General features: G+C 42.7%; 20 protein-coding genes. 11 read left to right on the top strand and 9 right to left on the bottom strand.

Annotated elements, in window-relative coordinates; genetic code table 11:
• Nucleotides 1-149: 149 nt before the first annotated feature.
• The 3 genes from DXX94_RS07325 to DXX94_RS07315 form a co-directional block, all read right to left on the bottom strand.
• Entirely contained in the window at nt 150-896 is a 747-nt protein-coding gene (locus tag DXX94_RS07325) for a DNA alkylation repair protein (protein WP_258872120.1), read from the bottom strand.
• A gap of 23 nt (nt 897-919) precedes the next feature.
• Complete coding sequence (locus DXX94_RS07320) at nt 920-1,297, bottom strand: VOC family protein (protein ID WP_116014863.1); 378 nt, start codon at nt 1,295-1,297, stop codon at nt 920-922.
• Between the two features lie 282 nt (nt 1,298-1,579).
• Nucleotides 1,580-2,020, bottom strand: a complete 441-nt coding sequence (locus tag DXX94_RS07315) for an SRPBCC family protein (RefSeq protein ID WP_116014861.1) — start codon at nt 2,018-2,020, stop codon at nt 1,580-1,582.
• Nucleotides 2,021-2,365: 345 nt separating this feature from the next.
• Here DXX94_RS07315 and DXX94_RS07310 point away from each other — a divergent pair, with 345 nt between their 5' ends.
• The 5 genes from DXX94_RS07310 to DXX94_RS07290 all read left to right on the top strand — a co-directional run bounded on the left by DXX94_RS07310 (nt 2,366) and on the right by DXX94_RS07290 (nt 7,233).
• On the top strand, nt 2,366-3,253 hold the full coding sequence (locus DXX94_RS07310; protein WP_116014860.1) for a MipA/OmpV family protein: 888 nt from the start codon (nt 2,366-2,368) through the stop codon (nt 3,251-3,253).
• Nucleotides 3,241-3,789: a DUF3019 domain-containing protein gene (locus tag DXX94_RS07305; protein ID WP_116014858.1), complete on the top strand. Its 549-nt coding sequence runs from the start codon at nt 3,241-3,243 to the stop codon at nt 3,787-3,789. The genes DXX94_RS07310 and DXX94_RS07305 overlap by 13 nt, the downstream gene beginning before the upstream one ends.
• Before the next feature lie 201 nt (nt 3,790-3,990).
• Nucleotides 3,991-4,716, top strand: coding sequence for a hypothetical protein (locus tag DXX94_RS07300; RefSeq protein ID WP_147302249.1), 726 nt, complete (start codon nt 3,991-3,993; stop codon nt 4,714-4,716).
• A 214-nt stretch (nt 4,717-4,930) separates the two neighbouring features.
• Nucleotides 4,931-5,680: a response regulator gene (locus DXX94_RS07295; protein WP_116014855.1), complete on the top strand. Its 750-nt coding sequence runs from the start codon at nt 4,931-4,933 to the stop codon at nt 5,678-5,680.
• An 86-nt stretch (nt 5,681-5,766) separates the two neighbouring features.
• Nucleotides 5,767-7,233 (top strand): ATP-binding protein, encoded by a 1,467-nt coding sequence (locus tag DXX94_RS07290; protein WP_116014853.1) that lies wholly within the window; start codon nt 5,767-5,769, stop codon nt 7,231-7,233.
• Nucleotides 7,234-7,334: 101 nt separating this feature from the next.
• Here the strand turns inward: DXX94_RS07290 and DXX94_RS07285 are convergent, their stop codons facing one another.
• Nucleotides 7,335-7,736 carry a VOC family protein gene (locus DXX94_RS07285; RefSeq protein ID WP_116014852.1) on the bottom strand — a complete coding sequence of 134 codons (402 nt, stop codon included), beginning with the start codon at nt 7,734-7,736 and terminating at the stop codon, nt 7,335-7,337.
• 90 nt (nt 7,737-7,826) lie between these two features.
• Nucleotides 7,827-8,357: a GNAT family N-acetyltransferase gene (locus DXX94_RS07280; RefSeq protein WP_116014850.1), complete on the bottom strand. Its 531-nt coding sequence runs from the start codon at nt 8,355-8,357 to the stop codon at nt 7,827-7,829.
• 383 nt (nt 8,358-8,740) lie between these two features.
• On the opposite strand from DXX94_RS07280, the gene DXX94_RS07275 reads away from it, so the two are divergent.
• The 4 genes from DXX94_RS07275 (at nt 8,741) to yghU (ending at nt 14,170) form a co-directional block, all read left to right on the top strand.
• The gene (locus tag DXX94_RS07275) at nt 8,741-10,975 is read left to right on the top strand and encodes a marine proteobacterial sortase target protein (protein WP_181901504.1); all 2,235 of its coding nucleotides are present in this window, start codon (nt 8,741-8,743) and stop codon (nt 10,973-10,975) included.
• A gap of 20 nt (nt 10,976-10,995) precedes the next feature.
• Nucleotides 10,996-11,634 (top strand): class GN sortase, encoded by a 639-nt coding sequence (locus DXX94_RS07270; protein WP_181901503.1) that lies wholly within the window; start codon nt 10,996-10,998, stop codon nt 11,632-11,634.
• A 236-nt stretch (nt 11,635-11,870) separates the two neighbouring features.
• Complete coding sequence (locus DXX94_RS07265; protein ID WP_116014846.1) at nt 11,871-13,190, top strand: sensor domain-containing diguanylate cyclase; 1,320 nt, start codon at nt 11,871-11,873, stop codon at nt 13,188-13,190.
• 92 nt (nt 13,191-13,282) lie between these two features.
• Nucleotides 13,283-14,170, top strand: coding sequence for a glutathione-dependent disulfide-bond oxidoreductase (gene yghU, locus DXX94_RS07260; protein ID WP_116014844.1), 888 nt, complete (start codon nt 13,283-13,285; stop codon nt 14,168-14,170).
• Nucleotides 14,171-14,312: 142 nt separating this feature from the next.
• Here the strand turns inward: yghU and msrA are convergent, their stop codons facing one another.
• On the bottom strand, nt 14,313-14,852 hold the full coding sequence (gene msrA / locus DXX94_RS07255) for a peptide-methionine (S)-S-oxide reductase MsrA (protein ID WP_116014842.1): 540 nt from the start codon (nt 14,850-14,852) through the stop codon (nt 14,313-14,315).
• An 84-nt stretch (nt 14,853-14,936) separates the two neighbouring features.
• Nucleotides 14,937-16,061: a DUF3083 family protein gene (locus tag DXX94_RS07250; RefSeq protein WP_116014841.1), complete on the bottom strand. Its 1,125-nt coding sequence runs from the start codon at nt 16,059-16,061 to the stop codon at nt 14,937-14,939.
• A 286-nt stretch (nt 16,062-16,347) separates the two neighbouring features.
• Between DXX94_RS07250 and DXX94_RS07245 the strand changes: the two genes are divergently transcribed.
• A complete protein-coding gene (locus DXX94_RS07245; RefSeq protein WP_116014839.1) occupies nt 16,348-16,569 on the top strand; it encodes a DUF3820 family protein in 222 nt (73 codons plus the stop codon).
• 131 nt (nt 16,570-16,700) lie between these two features.
• Here DXX94_RS07245 and maoP read toward each other — a convergent pair whose 3' ends face one another.
• Nucleotides 16,701-17,072: a DUF413 domain-containing protein gene (maoP, locus tag DXX94_RS07240; RefSeq protein WP_116014838.1), complete on the bottom strand. Its 372-nt coding sequence runs from the start codon at nt 17,070-17,072 to the stop codon at nt 16,701-16,703.
• Nucleotides 17,073-17,473: 401 nt separating this feature from the next.
• Here maoP and rmf point away from each other — a divergent pair, with 401 nt between their 5' ends.
• Nucleotides 17,474-17,647, top strand: coding sequence for a ribosome modulation factor (gene rmf / locus DXX94_RS07235; RefSeq protein WP_115999228.1), 174 nt, complete (start codon nt 17,474-17,476; stop codon nt 17,645-17,647).
• A gap of 356 nt (nt 17,648-18,003) precedes the next feature.
• On the opposite strand, the gene DXX94_RS07230 is transcribed toward rmf, so the two are convergent.
• On the bottom strand, nt 18,004-18,762 hold the full coding sequence (locus tag DXX94_RS07230) for a HesA/MoeB/ThiF family protein (protein WP_116014836.1): 759 nt from the start codon (nt 18,760-18,762) through the stop codon (nt 18,004-18,006).

Raw genomic sequence — 18,762 nt, 5'->3', positions numbered from 1 at the left:
TAACGATTTACAGGCAACTGCTGTACAAATGTCTGGTAGTCAATTTGGTTCGCTCACTCACTGTCTGTCCTTGACGCCTTTATTAAACCTAATGTGAATGTGACAACATTGCAACTTAGTTGCAAAGCCCCCTGAAATTAATTCCTTTGTTATGTGCTTAACTGGCCTGATAAAAACTGTTTTCTAACGACAGGTGAAAATTTTTCAATCGCATAGCGCAGCATTGTTCTTGGCATATTTACATGGTGTTTGACTAAAAATTTGTACTCAGTGTCATAATCTTTGTTGCCTATTTCTCTGAGCATCCAGCCAACCGCTTTGTGAATAAGGTCTTGTTTATCCGTTAATAGTATTTCGCTTAATGCTAGTGCGTCTGCGAAGTCGCTACGTTTAATAAAATGGTAGGTAGCGATAATGGCGACGCGTCGATGCCAAAGGTTTTCAGAATCAGCAAGTTGATATAGTAATGAGCGGTCTTTACTCGACGTTTTACTATATAAATAGCCACCAACAATTGGGTGGGCAGAGCTATCAACTAAATCCCAATTGTTAACTTGATCTAAATTTTCTAAGTAAAAATGGAATATCGCTTGATGCTCGTTTGAGCGCTTTTGTTTAAATCGGCTCACGAGTATCAGTAATGCACACAAGCGGGCTTCGTGATATTCACTGTACAATAATACATTAACTTCACTCAGGGGGAGGCTTTTGAATTGGCTCACTATTTTTCGGATTTGTGGTACACGAATACCAATAAACTTATCACCTTCGCCATATTGCCCAGGACCTGTTTTAAAAAAGCGTTTGGAGTGTTCGGCAATTTTAGCGTCGGCCATTACATCAAGGCTCGCTAGCGCCGCAGCAGCTGATAGTATTTGTTGTGTGTGCTTTGGCATAAGCTCTTAACCCTTGTATTGCGCTATTTTAGCTCTACCCGCCAAGGTGGATTTTTTCGATTGTCGCCAGCCCAATATAGCTTTATTTTGTTGTTGCTAGGGTCTTTCAGTATCGCTTCGCGCCATAAATATCGTTGATCTGTTGGCAATTGTTCAAATGTAAAACCCTGCTTGATTAAGCTATCCACTATGTTATCAAGCTCGTCGCACTCAAAGTAGATAACGCTTTCGTTTGAATAAAGTTTTTCGGTAAGTGATAGTGAGAAGGTGGCATCACCGTCTGGGCATTCAAATCTTGCGTAGTGATTTGTGTCTACGATTTGTGTAAATCCCATTGCGCGATAAAAAGCGGTGGATTGAGCCATATCAACGGCTGGCAGTGTTACTTGATTTAGGTTCAATGTTAACGTCCTTGAATTGTTCTGTTTATCAGTACTCTATGAATTTTAGTCAGATTTGAAAATAAAATATTTTGGTGCAATTGTAAGCGGCTGTGTAAACTTCAATTGCACTGCTGGCAATGGCAATGGCAATGGCAATGGCAACAGGAAGAGAGTAAGAGTGACAGACTAAACCAGTATAAGGTTAAAAATGATAATAGAGTCGCTAACACTAAATAGAAAAAACAATTAGTTGGAATGTACTGTCTAAAATTCACTAGGCCATACATAAAGCTACACGCTCTAGTGATAAGGGTTACCTCGGCCCGATTCTAAATAAGCCTGCAGGCTTGATAAGTATTGCTGCCAACCCGATTGGCAAACCCGATAGCAATTAAGTGATGGTACTAAACCGTTATGTGTTAGGCTGACATTCGTCCCATGTTTTTGCTCTTCTAAATGCCAAATAATATTGGTACCTAGCCATTCATCTTTTTGTTCAAGCGAGGGTAAGTCGTGAAAAGCTTCAGTAACATGCCAGACGAGAGAATGGCATGGCGTGGCTTCTGCGACTGTCATCACCCAATGTGTATTGTTTTCAAAATACACACTTAGCAAGTCGCCAATTCTACTGGCACAAGTGGCATTTTCAGTCCACCACTTACACACATCCAAGGTGAGTGCAGTGTATATACTTGCTGGTTTGGCTGCGATATAAAAACTGGAGGTGAAGCTTTGCTCCATCGCTATTTGCTCGATTGTCTGCCCTAAAATTAAGTGTAATCAATTCTGAGTGTTCTGCCAGCACGCCAATAACTAGGGCCTTTGCTAGCGTGAAGTGAATTGGTTTAGCGAGTTGTGCCTGCTCAGTTATCACTTATCACTTATTTAGGGCTCAAGGTAGCCTTGTTACTATTAATGCACTAATAAATCGCTAGCATGCCAAGTAATGACATCGTACACTTGGATTTGTCTATAAAATAACAAAATAAAAGACTTAGCGCGCACTTATGTAATGGTAACTACTTTGCTGGCCATCAATATAGCGAGCGCCTTTGAAATCGGCACAGGCTTTAAAACAGAAAAATAATGAAAAAAAATTTATATAACCTAGTGTTGGTTTTGTTAGCTTTTGTTGCTTCTTATCCTCACCTTGTCGCTGCTCAAACTAATCAAGCTTTTGCAGTTGAGCAACAAGCGGTACAAATATCGACAGTAAATGAAACTTCTGTGCAAGAAGCCAGCTCATCAGAGTCACATTGGGAGCTAGATCTTGGTTTAGTCACCACCTATCGCAATACTTTAATCGATAGTATCGATGAGTTTCACAATACCATTGAACTTGATGCAGTTATTTCTGGTGGCTACTACAAAGATAACTTTTTTGCTGAAGTTGCTCCCTTATCAGGGCGTCCGTTTACTATCGGGCATATTCTGTATCAAAGCGAAACGCGGCAGGTAAGTGTTATAGCCGAGTCGTTATTTTTTGAATTGTCAGAAGATGACCAAGAGCGCGGTAATTTACTCGATGGTATTGAAACACGAAAAGCTTCAACGGAAGTCGGCTTTGAATACTTTGGCATTTTTAGAAAATTTGATGTGCGGATGGCCGTTGTACATGACGCACTATCAAGGCATCACGGTACAGTTGCCAGTGTTGATGTATCAAGGCCTTACTTTACCCGTCACGCAATGTTCTTACCGGGTATCAGTGTTGCTGTTTATGATGATAATGCCACCGACTATTACTACGGGGTAAGTGCCGAAGAGGCGACAAGTTTTCGACCTGAATATCGACCAGGTGCGGCATGGGTTGGTCGAGCAAGGCTCTACGTTGAACGGCCAATGGATGATGACTGGTCAATTATAGCAGCGGCTAGTGTATCGCTGTTTAGCGACAATATTAATGACAGTCCACTGGTGAGTGGCCGAGATACGGTTTATAGCTTGAGTGTAGGCATGCTATGGACTTTCTGATGGTTAGGCCGCATCGACAACTGTTAGCGAAGTTGGCCGCAACAATTGGTTTGATATTGCCTATGCTTGTGATTAGTCAGGTGCAGGCTCAGGCGCAAAACAACTCTGCACTAGCAGAACCGTTGAGCCAGCAATCAAGTAAGCTAGGCAATCAAGCTAGTCAAGCGAATCAAGCCAATCTAGCTGGCCACGCTAAGTCGCCGATGTTGATTGCGAGTCCCAATGTTTGTGAGCTTGCTTCGGGTACATATCTGTGCTCTATGAAAGCTGCATTGATATGGGAAATGCCACATACTGGCCACTATTGTTTATACGAGCAAGAAGAATTAGAACCGTTGCAGTGCTGGCAAAACCAATGGTCAGGCAGCCATGTCATGATGTTCGAATCAGATAAGCCTGTTACGTATATCTTGCGTAGCTATCAATCTGCTAACTTGCTAGGTGATGCTATAGTGCAAGCAAATATCAATGTCATAGGTACGTTGGAACAGCGTATTCGTGCCAAACGTCGCCGTCGTTTCTTACGGATATTCTAGCTACATCTCAGTAGTAACTTAGCGTAAAAAATCACTTGCTAACTCTAGAGTCATACACTTTTTGACAACTCACATTGATTTATACAAATGAGCGACATTTCTCGACATCTCAATTAAAGAAACATACAGGTATCAACTTTAAGATTTCCCGCAAACCAATTGAACTAAACAATATGCATTTAATAGCAAAGGGAAATGATGATGAAAAAGTTAATCTCAACACCAGTAGTCTTATCTAGTTTTGTATTCGCACTTAGCTCTGCGGCGGTTAGCGCTCAGCAATTAAGCCCAAGTAATCTAATTGAACGGCCATTGGTCTTAGCTGATGGTGAAATTGCCGTCGGTGGAGTATTGCTCTTTGGCGAACAAACTGACGGTGATAATAAATGGCGCGCATTGCCTGTGTTTGGCTACGGCGTTACTGATAATGTTACTGTTGGCTTTGGCGGTATTCGCTATCAATTTATGGAACGTTGGCAAGACAAAACGGGGCTGGAGATGACGCTAGGTATAGGCTTAACTGGCGGGCGAGAAGTTATCGGCGCTGACGATTCTTATGGGGTTGGTCTTGATTTGGCGGGTAAGTATGTATTTAGCTCAGATACCGCACTGACTTTTGGCATTGAATATATTCATTGGCAAGAAGACAAACGCGATAATCGCGGTGAAGTTGCGTTGTCAGTTGGATTTGAACAGCGCCTTTATGGTCAGTTGAGTGCCTTTGGTCAATATACCTATAGCGATTTGCACGACTTCGTTGAAGATGATTCACACGCAGGCTCACTTGGCTTAAATTACACCTTATCAAAGCAGTCTGATATTGGGGTGCTTGTGACCTACTCGAATTTTGACGCACAAACCAATGGCTATAAAGCCGATGATATTTATGAAAAAACCGCTGGCGTGTATTACACCTATCGTTTTTAGCGGTATGATAGTGAGCGAGTTCATTTGTTTTGGTAATTCATTGCAGCCAAGGTGATGAATTCGCTTTTTAGCGCGCAAATTGATTTTATAGCGTTGAATATTATGTTGAGTTACAGGTTAAAAGGGAGTTAGCTGCCTAATATGAAAATGAAGTTTATAGAAGGTACATTTATTAAAGGTAAGCAGATGAAAGCCAAGCAAATGGAAGGAAAGCATGGAAATTAATCAAGGGCATGTCTTTTTGGTTGAGGATGACGCCAGTTTAGCGGACTTGGTTCAAGATTACTTTCAGCGTCAAGGTTACCAAGTGTCTGTCGAAGGGCAAGGTGATAAAGCGGTTGAGCGAATTCTTGCCGCCAAACCGGATCTGATCATTCTTGATTTAATGCTGCCTGGCAAAAATGGGCTAGATATATGTCGAGAGCTACGACCACAACTTGATACACCGATCCTAATGTTAACTGCGCGAACAGATGATATCGATCAAATTGTTGGCTTGGAAGTTGGCGCTGATGATTACATCTGCAAGCCCGTTAAGCCGAGGTTGCTACTGGCAAAGGTAAATGCAACATTGCGCCGCGGTGCCAAAATCGCTAATCAAGCAGCCATTGAGGAAGCTGCAGCTCCCGTTGCGACACAAACCATCGCACCGGGCATTATTAAATGCGGCACCTTAACCGTTAACAAGAATAAGCAGGAAGTATTTCTTGCCAACGAGGCAATTGAACTAACCACAAACGAGTTAGAGCTGCTTTACCAATTTGTGGCGAATGCTGATCAAATATTGTCGCGTGACGATTTACTTAACACCCTACGTGGCTTTGGTTACGACGGCTTAGATCGCACTGTTGATATGTTGGTATCGCGTCTCCGAAAAAAATTAGGCGACAACTCCACCAAGCCGAGCAAGATTAAAACGGTGTGGAAGAAAGGCTACTTATTGGTTGCTGATGCATGGCAATAAATGGCACCTATTCGTTTATAAAAAGCACTCATTTAGCAGCAGACATGTAACATTTCTCACTTAAAGGCGCTTACTTAGCATCAGTAATGAAAAACCTTTTTATTCGGCTCTATCTGTTTCTTATTTTAACCTTAGTCGGGCTCGGTTGGAGTATTGATCTACTATACAACGCAACCTTAAATAAGGCCGTGGTAGCTGAGCGCCAATTAACGTCAGACCTTGAGCTGCACAAAGGAACATTTTTCTTACTGGAGACTGAACTTAAGCGCCAACCTGCGCCAACTCGCGAGCAACATTTAACGGCAATCACTACCTCATTTGGTTATCCCGTCTCTTTGCTTCATTTAGCTGAGCTAACATCGATTGCTGAACGTGTTCAAACTCCTCTTAGTCAAGCACAATTGGACTATTTAGGTCTTGGTGGCATTGTTACGCTATACGATGATATCGCAGGTGAAAGCTGGTTTTTTAAAACCTTAACGCCGACTCAAGTAAACCCTCGCACTAGCCCTGAAGCGATACAGGTCGGGGCCTCAGAGCAAGCCAATATTATTGCCTTAGGGCCAATATTGACAGAAAGCGCAGGGCAAACCGACGCTGTTTATACTTTGATATTTTTTATTGGCCTAGCATTGGTGGTTTTTATTTGGGTGTGGCCAATCTCTCGCGGCCTGATGTCACTTACCAAAGCCGCAACAATCTTCGGGCAAGGCGATTTTAGTGTCCGAGCCAGCACTAAGGTGGCGAAACCATTAGAACAACTTGTTTTGCGTTTTAATTCGATGGCGGCGCGTATCCAGCGTTTAATTAAATCGCACCAAGAACTATCGCATGCTGTTTCTCATGAGCTTAGAACGCCAATTGCCCGCATTCGTTTTGCCATGGAAATTATTCGCGATGAAGACGATAAAGCCATGGTTAATCAATACATAGATACCATGGATAAATCGATTGAAGAATTGGATGCCTTGGTTGATGAGCTATTGGTTTACGCGCGTTTTGACCGTGAAGAACCGCAGCTTGAGCTTAAATCTAATAACTTGGTCAATTTAGCCTACGACATATGCCATCGATTTGCGTTAACGGAACCTGAGCTAACTTTTCAAATAAATGGCATTAACTATCAAGATGTAAATGAGCTAAGTGAAGTGACATGCTTGGCAGACAAGGAAGCGATGAATCGCGTGGTCGATAACTTAGTTCGCAATGCCGTGCGTTATGCTAAAACCACCATTAATATTGCTGTAACAAATGATGGTCAACAAGCCAGAAAGAGCGGCAGCCAAGAGGGGAGTCTGCACTTTGAAAAGACAGCAGCGCCACAAGTAAAACTTGCGGTACAAGACGATGGTCCCGGTATTCCAGAGGCAGATAGGCAATCTTTATTTGAGCCCTTTGTTAGGCTGGAAGAGACGCGTGATCATAAATCTGGCGGTATCGGCTTAGGGCTAGCCATCGTAAAACGCTACGTGGAGTTACATAAGGGGCGCGTTGAAGTCGATCAAGCGCCGCTTGGCGGCGCGAGCTTTATATTGACTTGGCCAAAGCAATAACGCCTGCATTCTGACTTTTCATCGTGAATGACTTTTGCATAGCGTATGACTCTGGTATGTCGAATGACTCTGGTATGTCGAATGACACTAGTCGTCAGTGATTAAAAGCGCTCTAGCAGATCCCACTTATTGCCATAAAGATCTTCAAACACCGCCACGGTAGCGTAGTTTTCTTTACGAGGTTGTTCGAGGAAATTAACACCGTTCGCTTTCATTTGTTCGTAGTCTCGCCAAAAGTCGTTAGTGTTAAGAAATAGCATAACCCGTCCACCCGCTTGATTACCAACTGCGGCGAGCTGCTCATCGTTCTTGGCTTTGGCAAGCAATAAGTGCGTGCCTGTTGTGTTTTGTGGCTTGACCAAAACCCAGCGTTTGCCGTCACCCATTGCGGTATCTTCAATCAAAGTAAAGGAAAGCTTTTGGGTGTAAAACTCAATGGCATCGTCATAATCAGCCACAACTAGGGCTATGGTGGCAATGTCTTGTCGTATTGGTTTGCTCATGTTTTCAAGTTTGCTAGGAATAATTAAGCGGCATTATAGCTGACTCGCTTTATTAAGCTATCGGCTAACTGCTAAGAGTTTAGTTACTTGTTAACCTTCCTCTTGAGGTGGTTCGGCGTGAAAATCTAGTTGCCAATAACCAACATCTAACCATTGCCCAAATTTCAACCCAACCTTGTTAAATTGGGCCGCTTGGACCATTCCCAACTTTTCATGCAGGCGCACACTAGCGGGGTTAGGTAAAGTAATGCCGCCAATTGCATGGCGTATGCCAAGCGCTTTTAGCTGCTCGAACAAAACTCGATATAGTTTTAAGCCTAGCCCTTGTCCAAGGTGTTGAGGCGACAAATAAACTGACACTTCAACAGCAAAACGGTAAGCACTGCGCTCGCGCCACTTGCTAGCATAGGCGTAGCCAATTAATTGCTGCTGTTCGTTTTCGATTACTAGCCAAGGCAGCTTGGCTGCTAATACCTTATCGATTCGATGGCTAATTTCTTCTGTAGAAATAGGTATTTCTTCAAAAGTTGCCGTTGAGGTTTCAATAAAGTGATTGTAAATATCACAGATAGCTTTTGCATCTAGCGCATCTGCTTGGCTTAAATTCCTAATCGTTGTCATCTAGTTACCGTTAGTTTTACACCTGAATCTATCAAAATACTCGCAAAGTTGCGTCAAGGTAAAGTGAAGAAATTTGGGCTGTAAATGACTATTTTTGCTAGGCAAATTTTGATGGCCATATTTTGGTCATAGTTTATCGCCACATTGCCATATTTTAGTTAGTTCATGCCTAGGATCTTTTGTTGAACTTGCACTTAAGCTTTCCCTAATGGAGCAACAAGGCAGTGTTCACCAATAAAACAAGAGATTATTTACAACCACAGCAATCATTTTTCTTTGCACAGGCGAGGCGAAAACGCAGGTATCTACGAATTAGACGATTTCTGACAATTGCTGTGATGGGCTGTTTGGTATTGCTGCTCATACTCTATACACGTCAATCCATGGCATCTCAGGTTCAACGTATTGATAGGGCAACTAATCCTTATTTACTTAGCCCAATGTTGGTGTTTAATCATCCTGATCCTAAGTTGCGATTCGCCAGTGCGGTTGATACGAGTATTGATGTCGAAATAAATGGCTTAATCGCGATTGCTGAGTTTAAGCAAGTCTTTGTTAATCCGCATGGCATTGCACTTGATGGTCAGTATCAATTTCCATTGCCGGAAGATAGTGCCATTCACTATTTACATATGCGTGTTGGCGAGCGTGAAATTGAGGGCACTGTTATGCCTAAGCCACAAGCTAGGCGGCTTTTTAATCAAGCTAAAGCAGCGGGGAAAAAGGCGAGCTTAGTGAATCAGCATCGCCCGAATTTGTTTACTAATGAGCTAGCGAATATTCCCGCAGGCAGCGAAGTTGAAATTACCATTCGCTTAATGATGCCGGTATCAATACATAACGATCAGTATTCGTTGTGTTTACCCAGCGCAATAACGCAGCGATATCAACCAATACGGACAAAAGTCGCTGCGGAGCAAACTTTAGGAGGTCGCAACTATGTTCGTGGCTATCCTCGAGGTGGGGCTGTGGACTCCGAGAGCTTAGAAGTGGCCTTAGGTCGCAATTCGAATGATAAAATTCATGGCGACAATAAGGTAGATAGTAAACTTGCGATTAATGTGCAGTTAAATTCAGGTGCTGAACTCTCTAAAATTAGCAGTGTCAGTCACCAAATAGCAGTAGTCGCCTCTGACTATGGTCGATATAACATTCAACTAGCTAGCGGCGAGGTATCCGCCGAACGCAGCTTTGAAATAAGCTGGCAACTAGCGAGCTCAGACGCTGTTCAAGTGGCCACCTATCATGAACAAATAGGAGAGGAACACTTTACCTTATTGACCCTTTACCCGCCTAACAGCTCTCTTAACGCCTCTATAAAAAATCCGCTATCGGATCCTCAAGCATCCGAGGTAAGTACCGAAGTGAATCAGCTTGCACGCGATATGATTTTTATTATCGACACATCAGGTTCAATGCAAGGAGCCTCAATTGCACAAGCTAAAGCGAGCCTGCAATACGCGATACAACAGCTTAACCCTGCTGACAGCTTTAATATCTTGGCCTTTGATAGCATCGTGTCGCGCTTGTTTAGCCAAACGCAAATGGCAACTAGCGAAAATATTTCCCGAGCTAAACACTTTGTCAGTGGCCTACGTGCTGACGGTGGCACCGAAATGTATCAGCCACTGAGCCAAGGACTAGTGATGGGGCGAAGCAAAGCAGCAGATGAAAAGCGAGAAAATGTACTTCGCCAGATTGTGTTTATTACTGACGGCGCTGTAACCAATGAATTAGAGCTGATGCAACTGCTCTCGCATAGTACGCAAAATTATCGTTTGTATACCGTTGGTATTGGCGTAGCACCTAACGGCTACTTTATGAAAAAAGCCGCTCAGTTTGGTCGGGGTCACTATGTGTTTATTCAACGTCAGCAAGACGTGCTAGATAAAATGACCGAGCTTTTAGACATCATTAGCAAGCCGCAGGTCACTAACCTTGAGCTGTCTTTTGATAATGCTATTCACGCAGCGCTTGATGTATACCCTAGGCGATTGAAAGACTTACATGCGGGTCAGCCTTTACAGGTAGCGATAAAATCATCACTCCCATTGACCAGTTTCGAAGTCACAGGGCAAACGCCACAAGGCGATTGGTACCGTTCAGTGGTGATTGATGAAAGCAAACTCGCTGACACTAAATTCGCGAAAATCATTGATGACAGGGGGAAGAGCGCTAAAGAAGCAGATGAAAAAGGTGTGGCCAAGCTTTGGGCGCGCAGAAAAATTGCCGACTTACTGGATGGCTTAGTCACTGGCGCGCCGAAACAACAAATAAAAAGTGAAGTCACAACAACATCGCTTGCCTATCAAATATTATCGCCATACACGAGTTTGCTGGCGATAGAAAAGCCAGTCGCCCCCCCTGAGGCTGCTGTAAAAATAGCGCGGGCCAAGCGCCATGATATCAGTGAAAAGCTGGTCAATAGTCGGTTGGCGGTGCAAGAAAGCTTGCAATTGATGATGCCACAAACATCGCTTGGTTGGCTGTCGCAGCTGATGTTAGCATCGTTACTGATGATTTCAGCGTCTGTTGTTTATTGGTTTAGCGGGGGAAAGCGAAAGGCAATGGTTAAGCAGAGCAATTATCAAAGGCCGAGCAAAGCGCAAAGCCTATGAAGCTGTGGCAAAGGGTTTTGATGGTAGGAAGTAGCAGCTTATCAGTGTTAGGCGCAGTGATAGCGATGCATGCATTGTGGCTGCCAACCAAGGCTTGGCTAGCTCATGAGCTGATTGGCATTAGCTGGCAACATTATCGCGAAACGGGCCAACCGTTGAAGCCTTGGCCTTGGGCAGATACAACAGCGGCTGCACAGTTAAGTTTTTTGCGACTCGAAGAAGATATTGTTGTGCTAAGTAATGCCGATGCAACCTCGCTAGCATTTTCAGCTGGGATGATAGCGCCCTTCAATCGCGTAGATGGTGAGTCAACTATTGCCATTGCTGGCCATCAAGATACGCATTTTCGATTGCTCGCCAATATCAAAGTCGGGGACGAAATTAAACTCACCACCGCTGATGGTCAAGAGCGGTATTATCAAATTTATGGCAGTGAAATTGTCGAACAATCAGCGATGCTAAGTATAGCGCCAAGTCAGGGCGGGCTGGTATTGGTGACTTGTTACCCCTTTAGTAACTTAACTAACTTAACTAGTTTAACGAGCGATAGTCCGTTAGCTAGTGTTGAACCAGCGTCGGAGCGACTCTTAGTTTATGCATTGCCAGTTTACAAACAGCCAGTTTACCAGCCACCAGTTAAACAGACCTTTGGTTATTAACGACTTACGCTCGACACCTAGTATTCACGTTACTTAGCGTGTACTACTGAAATTTTAAATTCTCACCTATAGTTAGTATTTAATAGTGGTAAAAGCGTTTAGAACTCTGGAGCCTGTTTAATCTAAACGCTTGCTAAAGTGCTAATTAAGAGTGGTAGCGAATTAACTGCTCAGTTTTACCTAACTTGATAATAATAGTGCAGCGCAAGGCTGCGATAATAAAGGTATTGGTTGTTATGGACAGCAAAGTAGATTCCAACGCACAGCGAGCATTGGTTCAGCTCGATGTGTTGAAGTTGGTGTTAGACAATATCGGCGCCTGTGTTTTTATCAAAGACACTAATGGCTGTTACACCTATGTAAATCAGCTGGTGTGTGAAATGTTCAACAGGCCAAAGGAAGAGATCATCGGCTATGATGACCATCATTTGTTTTCACTAGACAAGTCGGATGACATCAGTAAAAACGATGAACAAGTGCTTAAGTATGGTAAAACCATATCTGCAGAAGAAAGAAATATTATTGCTGAAACGGGTGAAGTTTGTTTTTGCCTCGCCGTTAAAAAGCCATTGCTTGATTCAACAGGTAACATTATTGGCATGTTTGGTGTGGCAACTGATATTACCGAGCGTAAACGGATGGAGCTCGAGATCAAACAAAACAATCACCTGCTCGACACCATACTCTCCAATATTGATGCCTTCGTGTACATGAAAGATCGCAATTATCGCTTTGTTTATGCTAATGCTAAAACATTGGAGTTATTTGATAAAAGCATTGACGAATTGTTAGGACAAAGGCTTGATGACATAGTGCCCCCTGAGAGCATTAGTAATTTCAATCGAATGGATGATCAATTGTTCGCTACTGGTAAAAAGCAGGTGGGTGAAGAGCATTTTGTTGATGATAGAGGCGAAGACAAATATTACTGGTCTACTAAGCTCCCCTTATTTGATAGCGACAACGAGATAAATCGATATATCGGTTTCTCGACAGATGTGACTGAACTTTCAAAGTTAAGGTTTCAGTTAGAGCAGCAAGTGCAAGCCGAAATTCGCAAGCGCATGCAGCAAGAACAAAGAGCCATTACTGACCCGCTAACAGGGCTTTACAATCGATTTAAGTTAAATGAAACCATGGATAGTGAACTGGGCCGCGTTCGGCGATATCGCAAAAGCAGCAGCGTTATTATTATTGACGTTGATCATTTTAAAGATATTAATGATGAACTGGGTCACCAAGAAGGCGATAAAGTATTACAAGCCATGGCTAAAATTATTGCATCGCATATACGAGCAGCGGATATTGCTGGTCGCTGGGGTGGTGAAGAGTTTTTAGTTATTTGCCCAGAAACGGATTTGGATGGTGCAATACAAGTTGCTGAGAAAATCAGAAAGGCGATTGAGTCAGCGCCTATTGCATGTGTTAAAAATCGTACCGTCAGTGCCGGGGTTGCCGAAGCACGAGGGCATGAGCAAGTCTCGCATTTTATTGGCCGTGCAGATATTTGCCTTTATCAAGCCAAACGCTCGGGTCGCAATAAGGTCTGTTATTAGTCTAATTGGACAAATACGGATGAAAGATAAGTGATTTACATTAGGTCAACTAAGCGTATGATTTAATAATCAAATTTATTAGGAGTTAGATAATGTCAGAAAAGCCTTACGAACCCCCTAAGGTTTGGACTTGGGACAGTGAAAGTGGCGGTAAATTTGCTAACATTAATCGCCCAATTTCAGGTGCTACATTTGAAAAAGCACTGCCTGTTGGTAAGCACCCACTGCAATTACATTCACTGGCAACACCTAATGGTGTGAAAGTGACGATTATGCTGGAAGAGTTACTTGCTGCTGGTGTTAAAGAAGCCGAATACGATGCTTATATGGTAAACATTATGGAAGGCGATCAATTTGGCTCAGGTTTTGTTGAGATCAACCCTAACTCTAAGATCCCCGCGCTTTATGACAACTCAGGTGAGACACCTGTTCCTGTGTTTGAATCTGGCGCAATATTAGTTTATTTAGCTGAAAAGTTTGGCGCTTTCATTCCAACCGAGCCAGCGACAAGAGCCGAATGTTTTTCTTGGCTAATGTGGCAAATGGGTAGTGCGCCTTATTTAGGTGGTGGCTTTGGTCACTTCTATGCCTATGCACCAGAAAAATTTGAGTACCCAATTAATCGTTTTACTATGGAAGTGAAGCGTCAGCTTGATGTGTTGGATAAGCGCCTTGCCGATAATACTTACATTTGTGGTGAAGAATACACGATTGCCGATATGGCGATTTGGCCTTGGTACGGTGTACTTGTGCAAGGTGGTTTATACGAAGCAGCTGAGTTTTTGGACGTGAACGCTTATCGCAACGTTGTTCGTTGGGCAAACCAAGTGGCTGAACGGCCTGCTGTACAGCGTGGTCGCATGGTAAACCGTGCGTGGGGTGAACCAAACGAGCAATTACATGAGCGCCACGACGCCAGTGATTTTGAATTGCGCACTCAAGATATTATCGGTGAGCCTGTGCCAAAAGAAAACTCATAGCGCATTATCTTGCGATAAATTAACAGCTAAGCTAGAAAGTAAAGTAAAAAGCGTAAAGTTAAATAGAAAAGCTAAACAAAAAGCCCCAAGCAATAATGATTGCTTGGGGCTTTTTAGTTACTGTATCGCTAGTTGATCTGGTTTATTTCAACTTACTGGCAAAAGTTTTTTTAAACTTCGCTAATTTCGGTGAAACCACGGCTTGGCAGTATTGGTTTTCTGGGTTCGCGTTAAAGTAACCTTGGTGGTACTCCTCGCCGCTGTAAAATGGCATTTGCTCGTTCACTTCAGTAACAACAGGATCAGGCCAAATAGCGTCTTGATTAATTTCATCAATAATGGCTTTTGCCGCCTGCTTTTGCGCGTCATCGTGGTAGAAAATCGCTGAGCGGTATTGGCGACCAATATCATTACCTTGACGATTTAACTGCGTAGGATCGTGCAGCGCGAAGAAGATCTCTAAAATCTCGCGATAGCTAATAAGTTCAGGGTTAAAGGTCAGTTGCACCACTTCTGCGTGTTCAGTATTACCTTCGCAGACGGTTTTGTAATCGGCTGTTGCTTCCGTGCCGCCCATATAGCCAGACAATGCTTGCTCTATGCCAACCAGTTGATTGAAAGCTGCTTCAATACACCAGAAGCAACCACCAGCTAATGTGGTTTGTTGAAAGTTTGTAGTCACGATAAACGTCCTAAACACCTAATGATGATGTTAAAGATACAACATAGATGTTTAGACGTCTAGATGTTTTATTGGTTATGGCTATTAATCGCTTTTTGCGCTCAAGTTATAGGCAATATGCTGATGAAAGCGCACCGTGACCTCATCATGTTTAGGGTCAAACGCCAGCGTTTGTGCCATTTGCTTAACCGCCATTTCGATTTGATTGAGAAACTTTGCATGGGCTGAATCAGTTTGATTGTCTTTGGTCGCGACAAACACGAGCTGGATATGATCAACTAAGTGGCGAGCATCCCACTTACTCATTAAACCGCAGGGTGATAATTCAGGGTTATAGCCGAGCATTTGCAATTCACCAACGCGTGACACGGTTTCATGCTCGTTGCAACGAACAATAGGAATTAAGCCATTAGCGATAAGAGCACCATTGTTGAGATTAAAACGCTGCGCAGCATTGGAAAAGGCGTCAGTAATTAGCGTATAAAATGGGTTATACGGATCGTCAGAAGACGGGTCGATATCAGCCAAATTCACTAAGTCAGATTTAACGGGAATGTTAATGGTTGCATAAGTCATTTGGCGCTGTGACGCTGGCAGCTCGACACTTTGGCTCGCATAACGAATGTTAATGGTTCTCAGCTTATGAGCTTTCGAGTCGGCACCCGATTTTTGTTTTTCGAATAAATCGTAGGTAAGGTGCTGGTGGTCTCTTAATCTAAAGTTCAAGCTGCCCAAGTTTAATGCTGATTCAAATTCCAGTAGCAGTTGGCTGACTTTGGCATGAAAGCTAGCAGCATTAATTCGAATGTCGCTGCCAGTTGCTAAAAACAGCAAGGTGATTTTTTCTGCGCGATAGCTGGCATCGTAAAACGACTTTTGCAATTGATGATAGCTAGGGTTGTAGTAAAACAAAACCTGCTGATTAGTTTGCCACTGATGCATTTCTTGAGAGTAACGGACTCGTGCTAGTTTATCATTTGCAATAAATAGGGCATTAGTGATTTCGTAATGCTGACTCAATTCAAAAAGCTTGGCACTAAGCGTTTGATAAACCGGTTCATACTCTTCCTCAACCTTGCTAGGTTGTGTTTGCAACGCTTTAATCAAGCGATCCGTTAAGGGAAACTCGGCAAGTAAATAATGGTTATCTCTGGCGTTAACTGGAATGTAGGCTTTTTGCGGTGCAGTTCGTTTACGAATAATAGACATCTATAGTCCCTTAACATGTTAATTCGTGAATTCGAGCCGAGTATAGGGAGTGCAGATGACACTTTTATTGCATGGTTAACCAGTTGCTTTAGCGTTTATCGCTGTGCGTTATCGTCAATATAGGGGGTAGCGAGCAGGTGTGAATTTTTGATGACAAAATGCTGATCAAACTTCGTTATTGAGTAGATGTATTACTCAGCGTAAGAAAGTGCGAAAATGTTCTGACAAACGAACTCATGGTATTTAAACCAACCCATAACAATTAACCAAATGGATTATTAACCTTATGTTAGCAGATCAACAAGCACTGGTTGCTGCCGTTAATCAAGTAATGCCATTTGGCAAATATGCTGGTCGTAAGTTATTGCAGTTACCCGAGCCTTACTTGGTTTGGTTTAATAGCAAAGGCTTCCCAGAAGGGAAATTAGGGGAGCAGCTAGCGTTAGTATATGAAATCAAACTCAATGGTTTAGAAGCCATGTTACAACCGCTGTTACAAGCCGACTAGCTAAGCTAATTGTCGAGCAGTAGCGTTGTGAATCAACCAAAGCTGATTGAGCCTCAGTTAGTTGAGGCTGAGTTAATCGAGACTCAGATAGTTTAATAATTAAACAAACTGCTAGCTTGCTGCGTTATTGCCTAGTCAGCGTCAATATCGATTGATTCGGGTGTCGTTTCTTCATCACTGGCTTCGACTTTAGTACGGCCAAATAGTGTATGAAACTGCTTTGGTGATAACACTTTGTTTTGGTATTTAAGCCAAGTTTTTTCGATTTTATTTTCAGGGTCAAGCTTGCCTTGGCAAACTTCGACAAACCGTTGCTCCAACTCGGTTTCTGGAGTTTGAGAGCCATCAGCTAATGCTTTTAAGGCAACGCCGTGGTTTTCTAAAATTTGCACTTCAGCTAGCGTAAAATCGCCACTTCTACCCATACCGCGTGGGTAGTTTCTATCATCGTAAAATTTGCGGTTAGCCTTAAAGCTATCTTTTGGAATGCTAGTTGCGTTCATAACAAGACTCAAAAAATAAAAATAAAGATTACGAGCGTTTTTTATCGCAAGATTTGATAATTGGCAATGGCATTTTTATGAATTTTTTATCATTTGTGTTTAATTGTGGATGTATTAACCTCTCTTGTTTAGTGCGCGAACACCTGGCGTATTGCGTCGTTTTCCTACTTGTTAAATATTAACCATATGTTTTCAAATAGCTTTTCGAATTTAGCTAATGAGTGATTTTTTTACTTGTTCCTACTAGTTACATCAAATGACATTTTTATGAATTTTTTGTTATTGCATTCGGAATCAATTTGTTCTTAAATAAATTGTCAACTGTTGTTCAAGGTTGACCGCTTAATCAATTTATAGTCAATAAAACCACAATACTTTTAACAAGTTACGGAGACTGATCTATGAGAAGACAAAAACGAGATCGTTTGGATAGAGCGCATGCAAATGGTTACCAAGCCGGCCTTAGTGGCAAATCCCGAGACAATTGTCCTTACCAAAGTATCGAAGCCAAATCTGAATGGCTCGGCGGTTGGCGAGCGGCAATGAATGACCGTAATATGGGCTTATTTAAATAAGTCTTGCCTTAAGTTAATAATCTACTTAGACAACAAAAGCTATTTAGATAGCACACGTACGGAAACATAAGTACAGATAACAAAAATTTCCACATCATGCTATTTGCTAGCGTGATCATGACAGTAAGGATTCCGAAAAAAGCCGCTTAATGCGGCTTTTTTCTTGTCTAGTCATTTATACCAATTTCAATAAATGCTTGAGCATTCTGGCTGGTTAAAATGCTCATTAATTGCGTTGTTATTTTTGAAATTATAACAACTAGTTACCAAAAAATAACGCCTTGTTTCTGAGCCTTTTTCCTACACCATAATTGATCAACTCATTAATTCAATTGGTATTAGATCTTTCTTCAGGACTATTGTTTTTGGCAAACAGGGCAGCTCGCCTGTGGGGCGAGAGTAAATTGCTGCCATTGCTGGCTTAGGCCATCAAACAACTGTAGCTGATTGACGTTCACCGGAAGGTTAGCGAGGTATTTTATTGCCGTTAGGCTTTGCATACCCGCAACTATCGCCAATACTGGCCCAAGTATCCCTAGTGTTTGGCAGTTTTGATTGTTATCTGCTGTGTTGCTTGAAGAAGATGCAGGGAATAAGCACTGGTAGCAAGCGCTTGATTGTCGTGGATCTATCATCATGGTTTGGCCATCAAAGCCTGTTGCTGCGCCGATTACAAGCGGTACGTTAAAGTCATAGCAAGCTTGATTAAGTAGGTAACGGGCACTAAGGCTATCGGTGCAATCAATCACTAAATCAACTTCAGGTAAGTAACTTTCGGCGAGCTCTGAGTCAAACATCTCATCAACCGCTTCGATCTCTATCAATGGGTTTTGCTGCGCAAGCTTTTGAGCTGCGACCTCGGCCTTGTTTTCTCCAATGTCATCTGGGGTGTAGAGCACTTGCCGCTGTAAATTTGATGCTTCAATTTCATCGCCATCACAGAGCACTAAGTTACCAACCCCAGCACTGGCCAGATAAAGGCTCACTGGGCAACCCAAGCCACCCATGCCAACAATTAGCACCTTGGCGCGCTGTAGGGCAAGTTGTCCTTGTACGCCAATTTGGCTTAGCATTATTTGACGTCCGTAGCGGATATGCTCTTGTGCTGTTAACAC

The sequence above is a fragment of the Thalassotalea euphylliae genome (genome assembly GCF_003390375.1).
Lineage (GTDB): Bacteria > Pseudomonadota > Gammaproteobacteria > Enterobacterales > Alteromonadaceae > Thalassotalea_F > Thalassotalea_F euphylliae_A.
This window is presented reverse-complemented; position numbering and strand designations above follow the sequence as displayed.